The 14,550-nt window shown below is 48.1% G+C and carries 9 protein-coding genes; 8 read left to right on the forward strand and 1 reads right to left on the reverse strand.

Annotation, left to right across the window (positions count from 1 at the left end):
- The first annotated feature begins 11 nt into the window (after positions 1-11).
- The 3 genes from FE783_RS34520 to FE783_RS34530 all read left to right on the forward strand — a co-directional run bounded on the left by FE783_RS34520 (position 12) and on the right by FE783_RS34530 (position 3,012).
- Positions 12-581: a hypothetical protein gene (locus FE783_RS34520; protein ID WP_138883951.1), complete on the forward strand. Its 570-nt coding sequence runs from the start codon at positions 12-14 to the stop codon at positions 579-581.
- Positions 578-1,771 (forward strand): winged helix-turn-helix domain-containing protein, encoded by a 1,194-nt coding sequence (locus FE783_RS34525; RefSeq protein WP_138883952.1) that lies wholly within the window; start codon positions 578-580, stop codon positions 1,769-1,771. The genes FE783_RS34520 and FE783_RS34525 overlap by 4 nt, the downstream gene beginning before the upstream one ends.
- A 215-nt stretch (positions 1,772-1,986) precedes the next feature.
- Positions 1,987-3,012 carry a serine hydrolase domain-containing protein gene (locus FE783_RS34530; RefSeq protein ID WP_138883953.1) on the forward strand — a complete coding sequence of 342 codons (1,026 nt, stop codon included), beginning with the start codon at positions 1,987-1,989 and terminating at the stop codon, positions 3,010-3,012.
- 190 nt (positions 3,013-3,202) lie between these two features.
- On the opposite strand, the gene FE783_RS34535 is transcribed toward FE783_RS34530, so the two are convergent.
- Positions 3,203-4,411, reverse strand: coding sequence for an extracellular solute-binding protein (locus FE783_RS34535; protein WP_138883954.1), 1,209 nt, complete (start codon positions 4,409-4,411; stop codon positions 3,203-3,205).
- Positions 4,412-4,489: 78 nt separating this feature from the next.
- On the opposite strand from FE783_RS34535, the gene FE783_RS34540 reads away from it, so the two are divergent.
- The 5 genes from FE783_RS34540 (at position 4,490) to FE783_RS34560 (ending at position 14,351) form a co-directional block, all read left to right on the forward strand.
- On the forward strand, positions 4,490-5,032 hold the full coding sequence (locus FE783_RS34540; protein ID WP_158302190.1) for a phosphotransferase enzyme family protein: 543 nt from the start codon (positions 4,490-4,492) through the stop codon (positions 5,030-5,032).
- A 719-nt stretch (positions 5,033-5,751) separates the two neighbouring features.
- A complete protein-coding gene (locus FE783_RS34545) occupies positions 5,752-11,505 on the forward strand; it encodes an S-layer homology domain-containing protein (RefSeq protein ID WP_158302191.1) in 5,754 nt (1,917 codons plus the stop codon).
- 432 nt (positions 11,506-11,937) lie between these two features.
- Positions 11,938-12,858, forward strand: coding sequence for an aminoglycoside phosphotransferase family protein (locus tag FE783_RS34550; protein WP_138883957.1), 921 nt, complete (start codon positions 11,938-11,940; stop codon positions 12,856-12,858).
- A 46-nt stretch (positions 12,859-12,904) separates the two neighbouring features.
- The gene (locus tag FE783_RS34555) at positions 12,905-13,480 is read left to right on the forward strand and encodes a serine hydrolase domain-containing protein (protein WP_138883958.1); all 576 of its coding nucleotides are present in this window, start codon (positions 12,905-12,907) and stop codon (positions 13,478-13,480) included.
- A 316-nt stretch (positions 13,481-13,796) separates the two neighbouring features.
- Positions 13,797-14,351 carry a hypothetical protein gene (locus FE783_RS34560; RefSeq protein WP_138883959.1) on the forward strand — a complete coding sequence of 185 codons (555 nt, stop codon included), beginning with the start codon at positions 13,797-13,799 and terminating at the stop codon, positions 14,349-14,351.
- Positions 14,352-14,550 lie beyond the last annotated feature (199 nt).

Below are 14,550 nucleotides of genomic sequence, written 5' to 3' on the forward strand. Positions count from 1 at the left end.
GAATATTCCTCATGCTCTTTTTTTGTTTGCATTGTTTCTCTCGATCGTCCTATAAAGGGAACGAAGGTTCGTATCGGAGTGAAGCGAAGTCGTTTATTCTTGGCGACTACTTAAGGAAGAAGTTTCCGAATCTTACGATCAAGTACATTCAGGCGAAGGCCGGGACGACGCTTCCCGATTTGGCCGTTGCCGGGCACAACGGCAATGTTGCAACGCCGGATATCCGCATTGTCATCAACAGTGGCAACTGGGAAGTGCTGCGCATTAAGCTAAATGGCAGTTATTTTTCAATAGCTCTTGTTTTTATGCTCCAGACAATGGTAACATTTTATGGGAACATGTGTTTGTTTTTTTGTATTTTCCAACGGATAGGGGGAATAGGCGTGCTTGAAATCATTGAAAAAGTGCAATTTTCGGTTATTGGAAAATTAGGAAAGGGGTTTACTAATAAAGCTCCCCAATGGATACCACCATTATGGCAAGAAGCAAATAGTAACTCTATTAAGATAATCAACCTCGCCATCCATCATCATGTGCAAGCGGCTCCCGTTTGTTTCGTTAAGGAGCCAATGCATACATGATCCAATTGACGAACCGCCAGGCACGGCAATTTCTGTTATTGAAGCACGGGCTGTTGGGCGAATATCAATTTACCGGAAAGCAGGGAGTATTGGATTTTGTGCGGCAGGTCGGCTGTATTCAATACGATCCCATCGATGTTTGCGGAAAAAACGCCGAACTGGTGCTTCAGTCGCGAATCAAAGGATTTACCAAGAACATGCTCGACGAGTTGCTGTATCAAGATAGAAGCCTTGTCGATTATCCCGACAAGAATTTGGCCATTATTCCTGTCGAGGACTGGCCGTATTTTGAGCGGTACAGGCAGGCCGCCCGACAACATGCCAAGCGCTATCCCGAAATGGAAGCGTTGACAGAGCAAGTACGGGCTCACATCCAAAATCACGGAGCGCTAAGTTCGGATGATCTAAAATTGGATGGAAATTTCGCTTGGCAATCTGCCATCCACTGGAGCAGCGGAAACAATTCATCCCGGTCGGTGCTGGAGCAGATGTACTCGACAGGCGAGTTGATTATCCATCACAAAAAAGGAACGCGTAAATATTACGATATCGCCGGGAAGTACATACAGCCAAATCTGCTGAATGCGCCGGAGCCGCTGGAGGGCGAGATTGAGCATCATAAGTGGCGGGTACTGCGTCGAATCGGCGCTGTTGGCCTTTTATGGAATCGCGCATCCGATGCCTGGCTGAACATATGGGGATTGAAAGCGGAGCAGCGCAACGAGGTTTTCCGCCAGCTGTTGCACGAGGCTCGCATTGTTGCTGTTGCCGTGGAACAAATGAAGGATATACTGTACTGCCGTGCGGAGGACTTGCCGCTTATTGAAGCCGTTATGCAAAAACCGGCGCCGAAATGGCGCTGCGAGCTGATTGCCCCACTAGATAATTTCATATGGGACAGAAAACTGATCAACGAATTGTTTGGATTCGATTACACCTGGGAGATTTACACGCCTGCAATCAAACGGAAATTCGGCTATTATGTGCTGCCTCTATTATACGGAGAAAGCCTCATCGGACGAGCCGAGGTAATCGCCGAGCGAAAAGCCGGGACGCTCGTTGTTAAAAACATCTGGTACGAGAACGGCATAAAGTCAACAAAGCAATTGCGAACAGCCTTGAACAATTGTTTTCAAAATTTTGCATTATTCAACGGATGCGAGACGATTTCGACAGAGTCTATGAACTGATATTTTCAGTTCCCTGGTACCATTGCCGACAAGTTTCCGCGTAATACGAAGTTGTACAGTATGATGAGAACAAAGCCGGAGGAAACAATAAAAATGTCGTAGAGATACATATGTAGGCTGCCGCTTTTTAACTTTTATTTCTCAATAAATCAAGGAATTAGCCAATTGATTGGAGAATTTTTATATAACAGAAATAAAATGTTAAGAGGTGCCTTATGATTTTGAGAGTCAGCGAAAAGGAGCTTGTGTTAAAAATTGAAGATTTCGTCGGTAAGCTCAGCACGGAGGACGTTTTCTCAGGTTCTATTCTTGTAGCTAGACATGGTGAGGTGCTCTTCAAAAATGCTTATGGACTAGCGAGCAAAGGTTATTCCATTAAAAACAAAGTGGATACCAAATTTAATCTGGGTTCAATGAACAAAATGTTTACAGCTGTTTCGATTGCACGTTTAGCTGAAGAGGGACTTTTGAACTTCAATGAATTAGTCGGTAAATACCTGCCCCACTATCCGCCTCAAATTTCTAATAACATTACAATTCATCAGCTTCTTACACACACATCTGGAATGGGCTCCTACTGGAATGACAAGTATAAAGCATCTGTAGCGAGGATTAAGTCAGTGGATGATTATACGCAACTGTTTATTGATGAACCTTTGTTGTTTGAGCCTGGAACAAAATGGGGATATAGCAACGCGGGATACATTGTACTGGGGGCAATTATTGAGTCTATTACAGGCAAGGACTATTTCGAAGTAATAAGAGATTTTGTTTATAAGCCAGCAAATATGATCCATACAGAATCTTATGACCTAGAGTATGATGTTCCAAATCTTGCGATAGGTTATACACGTCTTGGCGTTGAAGAAAAAGGAGCATGGAGAAATAATCTTTTTCTTCATGTAGTAAAAGGCGGGCCAGCAGGTGGAGGGTACTCTACAGTCGAGGATTTACATAACTTTGACATTGCAATTCGAAATCATAAGTTATTAAGTTCTGAACGGACTGAACTTGTTACCCGAGGAAAAGTGGAGGTGTCTTCAAATCATAAATATGGTTATGGTTTTGGTGAGCAAATGAACAAAGGTGAACGGATTGTAGGTCACAACGGAGGATTCCCAGGAATTAATTCAACCCTAAAAATGTATATGCATAGTGGTTACACTCTCGCGATCCTGTCTAATTATGATAAAGGAGCATCAATTATTGAAAAAGAATTTAACGAACTGTTATTAAACTAAACGGGTACGATAGCTCAGGAAAGACATATGAAGGCAGCCGGCTTCTTACGATCGGCCGCCTTTCTCGACTTACGGGAATCAGGAAAAGTGACGATCGGGAACCGAGGAATTTAAGCAGCGTAGATGTCCTATTCGACAAAGCTATTTGTTTTGTCCAATCACGGAGCATATCCCGAAAAATCGTAGTTACTCAATTTGCAGTAACTGCTGGCCTTACCTTTGCTAGCGCTTCGTCCATCCTTACCGCAATCGTGTCTAGCGTCTCCTTAACGTCCGCGCCTTCATAAACGATCCGGCGCATTTCCGGATTCACATATTTGTCCAACAAGCGGTAGTAATCGGTATTCGCGGCTGACACCGGAAGAGGGCCTCCGTAAGCAAGCTCATCCAATACTACTCGCCGCAATGGATCGTTATCGTGCCCGACTTCCGCGTAAACGGATCGAAGCGGAGCGATAAAGCCCTGTGTAACGAGTCGGGTGAGCTCATTACTCGTGCAGGTGAGTTCGCGAAGCAACTGCCAAGCAAGCTCTGGATGTTCGGTTCGGGTAGCAATGCCGAATCCGCAAATCCAAGGCTCATTAACTCTTTTACCTCCCCGGAAATACGGCAAACCTACCACCCCAAGATTTTCCTTCAATTTAGGCTCATTCTCGTGCAGCATGATGAAGTAATCGAGGATCATACCGGTGTTATTCTCAAGTAAATCACTGTTTTTGAAATAGTCATGCATAGCCCAGGCGACTCCGTGTTTGCGAACGAGATCGGTGGCCCACGTAATCGTTTCGACTGCTTTTGGACTGTTCGCATAACCCGAAGCACGAGTTCGATCGGGAGATAGCCAGTCCGTGCCTGCTGTCAATAGAAGGAGACCCATATATTCTCTATGGAAAGATATTCGGGCCGCATAACGCTCTTCTCCGGGATTCACATTCGCCATCTGCAGCTTTAGTGCGATCTCAAGAAAATCATCCCATGTCCATCCGTCGTCCGGATACGGGATCTCGGCTTTTTCGAACCACTGCTTGTTATAAAATATGCCCTTCATCGTTGCGCTTATCGGCATAGCAGCAATGCTATCGCCTTTTCGCACAAGCTTTAAGATCGATGGGTGAAATAGTGCTTCGATATCGTACGCTTCCACCCACGGTCGTAAATCCAGCAGTAGTCCGTCCCGGCTTCCGTCCGTAATATCGCCACAAAATAGCTGGACAATATCCGCTCTCGACTCACCGGTATAGAGCTCCGAACGGATCACGCCATTATCAACAACATCGACAAGCACACTCACTCCCGGGTTCGCAGCCTCAAAGCGTTTTGCTATCTCTTCAATACTTTCTTTCTGCCAAGGCTCGTCGATCATGATACGAAGTTCAGTCTTATTATGCAATGTGTTCATAGAAGCTCCTCTCAATGAAAGAAATTAATTGTAATATTCTGTTTATATTTTTATATTCCTCCTATGCGACGTCATCCGTTGGAACAAGCGGCTAAGGCTGAATTAGTTAAGGTAAAGTTGTGGCTGAGTTCTTTGAACATGACAGATGATAATTTTGGACTTATTCATTATGACTTCCAACTGGGCAATGTGCTCTGGGATGAACATGAGCAACATTTTAACGTCTTTGATTTCGATGATTCCATGTACCACTGGTTTGCGATGGATATCGTGACTACGCTTAAGGACTTGTTGGAAAGTGGTAGGCAAGAAGAACAAGTGGCTAAAGCGGAATCCTTTCTGAAAGGTTATCGCTCAGTTTTATCGTTGGATGAAGAGATGATTAGGTTAATTCCTTGGTTTAAGAGGTTTGACCAACTCTACGTCTTCTCAAGGATACTACGGGCTTTGGAAAATAGCGATATTGACAATGCGCCACAGTGGTATGATGGTTTAAAAGGAAAACTCAAACTGATAAACGATAAAACAAGACAAGAATTCCAACACCTTGGTAAAAATAAAATGATCCACTGGGTAACTCCGTGGATCATTTTCCTTTATATATTTACCAAAGATCGTTAAAAGAAACGGGTACGATAGTTCAATATCCAACTAAGACTAGGCTGCCGACATTGGGGGCCTGTTGACAAATTACCTTTTTAACGAAGTTGACGTTTGAAAACCCGCATAAACACTGGGTTTCTAAAAGTCCTATTCGAGATATCTACTGGATCTTTTATTAATGATATCCAAGATTTATCAGCGTTTCGCGTTGCATATGTCTGCCTGTTTTGTTCATCATGAAAGTTAATTGGCATTATAAATTCCCCTCCCGTCAATAAGTTTCGCCGTATGAGATCAAGTTTCTTTATTGTGCCCTATAATTCCACCAAACTCGTATGGTCGCTATTATTTTAAGTTCCCTTGTCATCAAAAAGATGGGTGTTATTGTTACTCATTGTTATTTACATACTGGAACCGAACTGGATTCTTTTATAGTTCTTTCATAGCCGTTTGTTATATTGATGTTAATAAAGCCTAGTCAATTTCCGCTTGGGGTTATAGAGAAAGGAGAAGATGATGAGAGAAAATCGACCTTAATCGTGAAGAGAAGGCTCAAAATACAATTCAGTGCTTGACGAAATACAAGATGCTCTTTCATTTTTACGATGGAGAGTGCGTCTATTTCCATTTTACCTCAAATAAAGACATCGGTGGTCGCAAGAAGCGCAAAGTTCTTCCATTTGACCCAGGCATGCTTATCCAAATATAGGCCTACAGTACAAAGGAGAGAATACAAGATGCAAAGGAATCATCCGTCAAGTATGAGGAAGACAAGGATCAACACTGCCGTTCTGCTGCAAATAATGGTTGCCCTGGCGATACTGAGCGGTTCCTGGCTGTCGGCGCCGCAAGCGGTATCGGCAGATACGGCATTGGGCAATGTGACAACAGGAAATGGCCCCTACAGCACTGTAGTGAATCCGGTAACGAATCAAATCTATATCGCGAATGAACAAGACAGCTCCATCACCGTCGTAGACGGCGCGACTCGTGAAACGAAGACAATTATCACAATGAGCCATCCAACCGCGATCGCGGTGAATGCGGTGACGAACAAAATCTATGTCACCCACCTGGATCACGACAAAGTGAGCGTCATTGACGGTGCCGGCCTCGTGACGGATATGATCGATGTGGGGGATGGCCCGATTGATATCGCAGTGAATGCGGTGACGAACAAAATCTATGTCGCCAATATAAACAGTGATAATGTCACCGTCATAGACGGCGCAGACAATTCGACGGAGACGGTGGCAGCGGGGGACGAGCCCTATCGAATCTCTGTCCATGCAGGAACAAACAAGATTTATGTCGCCAATATAAACGGTGATAATGTCACCGTCATAGACGGCGCGGGCAACTCGACGAATCTGGTAACGGTGGGAAGCTTGCCCTATGCAATCGAAGTGAATCCGATCACGAATAAAATTTATGTGGCGAATCAAGGCGGCAATTCGGTGACCATCATAGACGGCGCAGACAACTCGACGGAAACAGTTGTAGCGGGAGTCTCGCCTACCCACATCGCGGTGAACCCGGTGACGAATAAAATCTATGTGACGAATCAAGGCGGCAATTCGGTGACCGTCATAAACGGCGCAGACAACTCGACGGAGACAGTAGCGGCAGGAAACGGTCCCCGATTACTCACCGTAAATTCCGTAACGAATAAAATCTATGTCGCCAATTATCTCGGTGATAATATTACCGTCATAGACGGCGCGGACAATTCGACGAAGACGATCGCAACGGGAGACGGCCCTTACGGGATCGTGGTGAATCCCGTAACGAACCAAATCTACGTTGCGAATCATCTGAGCGACACGGTGACCGTCATAGACGGCGCGGATCACATGACGGATACGGTGGCGGCGGGAGACCGCCCATTCGGCATCGCGGTGAATGCGGTGACGAACAAAATCTACATTTCCAATTTTTTTAGCAATACGGTGACTGTCATAGATGGCGCGGACAACACGATCGAGACAGTGGCGGCAGGCAGCTCTTATAGTGTTGCAGTGAATGAAGTGACAAACAAGATTTATGTCGCCAATTATTATGATAATACCGTTACCGTTATAGACGGCGCGGACAATTCGACGGAGATTGTAGAAGTGGGAGATGCTCCGTTTGACATCGCGGTGAATCCGATCACGAATAAAATTTATGTAACGAATCAATCGGGCGATACGGTGAGCGTCATAGATGGCGCGACGAACGAGGTGGAGACGGTCAATGCGGGAGCCGCTCCCTTCGGCATCGCGGTGAATCCGATCGCGAACAAGATTTATGTCTCCAATTACGGCAGCAACGATGTCACCATCATCGACGGTGCGGACAACACGACAGAGACGGTATCGGTGGGCGTCAGCCCTCGTGAGATTGCGGTCAACTCCGTTACGAACAAAATCTATGTCGTGAATTCGGGCAATAACACGGTGACCGTGATAGACGGCGCAGACCATACGACAGCATCGGTCATAACGGGGAACATTCCCGGTTATCTTGCAGTGAATGCCAAGACGAACAAAGTCTATGTCTCGGCGGAATCTAGCGATACGGTGACCGTCATTGACGGCGCAGACAACTCGACAGTAACTTTGACAGCGGGAAGCGGTCCCCGGGATGTCTCGGTCAATTCGGCAACGAATGAAATCTATGTCATCAATTTTGCCAGCAGCAACGTTACCGTCATCGACGGCAACAGCAATACGACGGAGACGGTAACTGTGGGGCACACGCCCGGAGGCATCGCAGTGAATGAGGCGACGAACCGCATCTATGTCTCGAACCAGTTGAGCGACTCGGTGACCGTCATTGACGGCTCCGGACGGACGCCGAATCCCTTGCAGGTTGAAATCGTGCCTTTGCCGGACCATGTCGCAAGCGGAACAAACGCCGCGTTTACTTTCCGTATTGCGAATGACTATCACCCGAATCCCACGAAGGTGCTAGGTTTGTATTACCAGTTGGATGATACGCTAGGAGAATGGAAGCGGGCGGATGCGTCCGGCGAGGATTGGGTGGCGACTGTGTCCTCGGCAACCTATGGTCGGCATGTGCTCTATGCGATGGCCCTCGAGGCCCAGGGGGATGGCGCGACGGCCGGAATCGCAAGCGCCTATTCATTCAACTTACTGCCGGAGAACACGATCAGCCCTGCCGCGGCGAGCTTCGATAAATACGTCGGAGCGGCGGCGCATGCAGATATAACGACAACGTTAACGTTGAATGGCTACCCGCTCGCGAGCATTGCGAACGGTGCAACGCCTCTTGCTCGTGACACGGATTATGTGGTAACGGGCAATACGGTTACCATCAAGAAGGAATTTCTCGGCGCTCAGCCCATCGGCGCCGTGAACTTGACGTTCACGCTCGGCTCGGGGGCGACGCTGACGCTGACGGTAACCGTAATGGACTCGACGCCGCCGTCAGGATTGACCGCGATTGCTGGGGATGGGCAAGTCGCATTGAGCTGGAGCGGAGCGCCGGATACGGTAACCTATGCGGTATATGGAGGAACGGCTCCCGGTGTGTATGGGGCTGCGCCAATCGGTACCGTCAGCGGTTTGACGACCAGCTATACGGCAACCGGTCTGACGAACGGAACGATGTACTACTTTGCGGTAGTCGCGAGCCGTGCGTCGGGATACAGCACCTACTCCAATGAGGCAAGTGCAACGCCGCTTGCGGATGAAGATGACACCGACCTTACCGCGCCCGTGATCCGCTTGATGGCGAGTCCGACAAGCCCGACGTACGGAGACGTGACGGTGACAGCCGATGTATATGAAACGGGCAGCGGAATGGACAGCTTGAAGTGGTCGGATGGCGCCAGGCCGGCGTCTTACTTCGCAGGGGGCGGGACTTCTTTCGTCGGAAGCTTCGATGTAAGTGCGAATGGCATGTACACCGTGTATGCGCGGGATGTGGCAGGCAATGAAGCTGTGGAGACGATAGAAGTAACGAACATTCGCATCCCGGATTCGACGCCGCCGTCAGGATTGACCGCGATTGCTGGGGATGGGCAAGTCGCATTGAGCTGGAGCGGGGCTCCTGATACCGTAACCTACGCGGTATACGGAGGAACGGCCTCCGGTGTGTACGGGGCCGCGCCAATCGGTACCGTCAGCGGCTTGACGACCAGCTATACGGCAACCGGTCTGACGAACGGGACGACGTACTACTTTGCGGTAATCGCGAGCCGTGCGTCGGGAAACAGCCTCTACTCCAATGAGGCAAGTGCAACGCCGCTTGCGGATGAAGATGACACCGACCTTACCGCGCCCGTGATCCGCTTGATGGCGAGTCCGACAAGCTCGACGTATGGAGACGTGACGGTGACAGCCGATGTATATGAAACGGGCAGCGGAATGGACATCTTGAAGTGGTCGGATGGCGCCAGGCCGGCGTCTTACTTCGCAGGGGGCGGGACTTCCTTCGTCGGAAGCTTCGATGTAAGTGCGAATGGCATGTACACCGTGTATGCGCGGGATGTGGCAGGCAATGAAGCTGTGGAGACGATAGAAGTAACGAACATTCGCATCCCGGATTCGACGCCGCCATCAGGATTGACCGCGATTGCTGGGGATGGGCAAGTCGCATTGAGCTGGAGCGGAGCGCCGGATACGGTAACCTATGCGGTATATGGAGGAACGGCCTCCGGTGTGTACGGGGCCGCGCCGATTGGTACCGTCAGCGGTTTGACGACCAGCTACACGGCAACCGGTCTGACGAACGGGACGACGTACTACTTTGCGGTAATCGCGAGCCGTGCGTCGGGAAACAGCCTCTACTCCAATGAGGCAAGTGCAACGCCGCTTGCGGATGAAGATGACACCGACCTTACCGCGCCCGTGATTCGCTTGATGGCGAGTCCGACAAGCCCGACGTACGGAGACGTGAAGGTGACAGCCGATGTATATGAAACGGGCAGCGGAATGGACATCTTGAAGTGGTCGGATGGCGTCAGGCCGGCGTCTTACTTCGCAGGGAGCGGGACTTCCTTCATCGGAAGCTTCGATGTAAGTGCGAATGGCATGTACACCGTGTATGCGCGGGATGTGGCAGGCAATGAAGCAGTGGAGATGATAGAAGTAACGAACATTCGCATCCCGACGACGCCATCCGGACCGGAGCCGGATGATCAGGGAGAGCCCTTGGGGGGGCCTTCGGGAGATCCCGAACCAAAGACGGAGATCGTCTTGGAGAAAGGGATCATTGTCATCAGGGTTGCTCCGAAGGATATCACGGAAGTGAAGCAGGAGGATGGACGTACCGTCGATCAGGTGGTATTGCCCAAAGAAGTGGTGGATAAGCTTCCGAAGTTGCTGGATATTGCGGAGCGTCCGTTCGTGCGCATTGTAATCAATGAACGTGAACGTAAGTCAGGCGTGAATCTGCAGTTGCCTGCCGATCTGTTGGATGAAATGATGTCCTTTCGTTCCGATGTTACGTTCGAAGCTCGCTTGAACGGCTCCAGCTTTCAATTGGAAGTGAACGTGCTGGATCTAAAGCAATTGGCTGCGAAGCTTGGCGTCGACGTGAAGGATATGAAGGTGAATATCTTCATCAAGACCTTGACGGGATCGGAGCGGGATGAACTTGCGGCAGCCGCCCGGCAGCAAAGCATGACATTGCTCAGTGAAGCGATCGACTTTCGATTGCTCGTAACGGGCGGCGGACAGACGCTGGAAATTAGCGACTTTGGCGGAACGTACATGATGAAGTCTATCGTGTTGGATGCTGGGGTGGCGAAGCGAAATTATACGGCGGTATTGTACGATCCGGACGCGCAATCGTTTACGTTCGTTCCAGCGGTCACCTCGAATCACGGCGACAGTGGCTCGGAGTCGGTGATGCGGATGCCGCACAACAGCATCTATGTCGTTATGGAATCGGATCCGATTTCGTTTGCCGATATGCAAGGGCACTGGGCGAAATCTCCGGTTGAGCAGATGGCTGGGAAGCGGATTGTGGAGGGCGTGTCGAAGACAGCTTATGCACCGGACCGCGCCATTACCCGCGCGGAGTTCACGGCATTGCTGGTGCGGGCGCTTGGTCTTCGCACGGAAGACAAGGCTGCTGGAAATGTGTTTAAGGATGTTTCGGTAAGCGCATGGTTTGCATCCGTGGTGGAAGCGGGCGCAAGGAGCGGACTGGTAAACGGAATAGGTGAGGCGCGGTTTGCGCCTGAAGAACAGATTACGCGGGAGCAGATGGCCGTGATGCTGGCGAATGCACGCGCCTTGGCGACTGAGCAAGCGGTTGGCGCTGGAGTGACGGCGAACTTGCCGGGTAGATTCAGCGACGCGGCGGAGGTTTCGCCATGGGCCCGGGCTGCGATAGCGGAAGCCGTCGCCACCGGCATCATTCAAGGAATGACGCTGGACCGGTTGGCGCCGGCGGAATCGGCAACACGCGCACAAGCAGCGGTCATGCTGAAGCGGTTGATGGAGGACATCGGATTTCTGGAAAAAATGGGCGATTAAAAATTAGGCTGAGTTTCAGATGGTTGTTGCTTGGGAGCACCCTAATGATCCAAGCCGATCATCCACTGGGTGAGTGTCAGGAAGATGCATTTAGAACAAAGCGCCTCAGTCCCATACGGGATTCGGGGCGCTTTCGGCGTTATGCTTACTCCGGAAATCCGCGCTCTCACATTTGCAGAAATGATATCATAGCCCGTTGCTATGGGGCATTTTTTTGCCATTGAAGGGCAGTTTACGCTAATACGATCGGGCAGGATAATAACTAGGTGATCTATGTCTGTCGGAATAAAAAATTATAAAAAAGATATACGTTGAAATTGGAATGACAGACCGATAATGTCAATGTTAGAAATAGGTGCATTTCCAATACTGGAGGGGATTGGAACGGAAATCACCTGCAATGGATTTAGATTTAGGGAGGACAAATGAAGCATGGAAGAATTAATCATTCACATAAGAAAAAAAGTCGAGGAATTATTACATACGAAAGTTGACGATATAGAAAAACTTGAGAATGTTCCCAATAATTCAGTCTATAAAATTTTAGTGAAAAACAGGCCCTATATTTTTAAAATATATAAGCAGAGAAATTGGCCCGAAGATGGAAAGCTCATTTTTATAAACCGAAAATTGATTGAAAACCATATTGGTTGTGCAAAGATGATCGCGTTCGACAGAAACGATTCATTTTTTCAAACCGGTTTTTTGCTCGAGGAATGTTTGCCCGGATTAACCGCAGATCAAATTGTTTTCGATTCGGAATCGGGAAAGGAATTTTATAAGAAATTAGCACTCTTGGTTTCGAAAATACATCGGATACATATTGAGAACTACGGCTATATAGGCAGTGGCAATGCAAGCTACAACTCATTTATTGAGTCTATGAGCGATAAATACGACGAGATAGCGAAAGCCTTGATAAACAAGAAGTTATTTGATAAGAACAGTTTACTGGAAATAAAGAAACCAGTTATCGATAAGCTTCGTTTAAGCGACAATCTCCCCTCTGTATTGAATCATGGCGATTTATCAACAAAAAACGTAATTGTAGATAATCATGGCGAACTTACTCTAATCGATTGGGATGACGCCATGTCATACAATTGGATCGCGGATATATCGAGAATGACTTATTGGATGAAATTTCAGTACAACGATTATGAATATGCAATGTACAGAAATACATTTATGGAACATTACTCAACCGACAGTTCAAATTTTGATTTCAATGTTTTCGAAAATACGTTACATGTATGGATCGGTCTGGATTATTTGAATTACCTTTCCAATAAACCTCAATATGAAGAAACACTGGCATACTTCAAAGAAACAGTAGATAAGCTCAATCTATAATGTAAACACAAATAATCAGTCGAAGAACTTGACGTGAAGGGGAACTATGACAAATATGGATCCCATACCCATAGTTGCAACTCCCACATGGGCGCAAGAGGCGGACCGCTGTTTGCGAAGGAATTTGTTCAATGGAACCGTGCTGATAGCCATAAAAGGCGAGATACTGTTCTGCCAAGGGTATGGAAAGGCCAGTGAAAGCGAGACGTGTTCGCCGCAAACTGCGTACCGGCTTATGTCGATTTCCAAGCAGTTTACCGCAGCAGCCATCTTGCAACTTGAGGAGCGGGGGCTCTTGTGTGTGAACGATACGATCGAAAAGTATAATTCGACTGTCGGCGATCTATTGCTGTGGGATCGTGCACTGTACAGTGAACGAATACTAAAAAAGGATTCAATCGAAAAGATGTATAAGCCCAATCCGGGCAGCTACGGATACGGGTGGAGCATTAACCCGCGTAATCCGAGCGTTGTCGCCCATAACGGCAATGGCAGTGGATTCTCGACGTTTATTTATCGAGAGATGGATACGCAGACTCTACTTGTCGTATTGAGCAACGTCACCCGCGCGGATGCCGGAAAAACCGGATTCGATTTATTGAATGTAATGGCCAAAAGTTAAATCCGATCGAATTCGTTCCGCGAACAAATGGCTCAAATGACATCAATGAAGTCGCGCAAGATATCCTTGATGTTCTAAATAAATAAAAGCCGCCGTGGATGCCTGTACGATGAACAGAAGTCCCTTCCACGCTAACGGAGCACGTTAGCTCAATAAGTTAAGTCCCTCTTTGGCACGCGTGTTCCATTCAACGCTTTCGTGATAGAAGGACAATTTTCTGGAAACTTACGGGTCGAAAGGGTTCGTTAATCCGATAAAATGAAGATGACAGCAGACGTGATCCATCACAATCTTAGCGAAGAATGGGGGATCAGATATGTTGGCTCAATTGCGACGTACACAAGAGAAACTGAGTATGTGGCAAGTCATAACCGGGTTGTTCTTCGTGCTGCTAATCATAGAAATTGTTGTGCTACCATACGGTTCATCCAAGCTGAATGACTATTCGGGCAGCGCGGGTATCTTGGATTTGAGACTCTCGTATACGGTTGATAAGGCTTATTCTATTATTGGCGCTTATAGCGATGCGGGAAGAGATTTCTATGTCAGGTTCACATTGATCGCGGACTTTATTTATCCGATTGTCTATAGCTCGTTCTTCGGTTTGCTAACCACCGCGATCTATCGACGCGTGTTCGCACCGCAGTCTTGGATACAGGGTTTGCCACTGCTCATTTATTTGACCCTCATTCTCGATTACTTGGAGAATGCCTGCATCGTTACAATGCTGACGAATTATCCCGATCAGATCGCATTTATCGCGAAAGCCGGCAGTCTCTTCACGACACTGAAATGGACCATGGCGGCAGTCAGCGTGCTGCTGATGCTCTTCGGTCTTATTATGCTGGTGGTTAAGAGTCTGCGCAAATAGAAGCAACTGTAAGAAAAGAACATCCGATCAACCTTCAAAGGCGGCCGGCAAATGGCCGCCTAGCTGCGTTAACGGGCAGCATTCCTGTAATGAAGAAATTCGCGGTTTGAACAAGAAAAAGGCCTCTGGTAACATGAAATTGTCCTGAGCTGGCCAGCAAAAAAGGACAAATACTCGTGTTCCAGGAGGCTACAATGAA

Origin of the sequence: Paenibacillus mesophilus (assembly GCF_005938385.1) — a bacterium.
Classification (GTDB): domain Bacteria; phylum Bacillota; class Bacilli; order Paenibacillales; family NBRC-103111; genus Paenibacillus_AB; species Paenibacillus_AB mesophilus.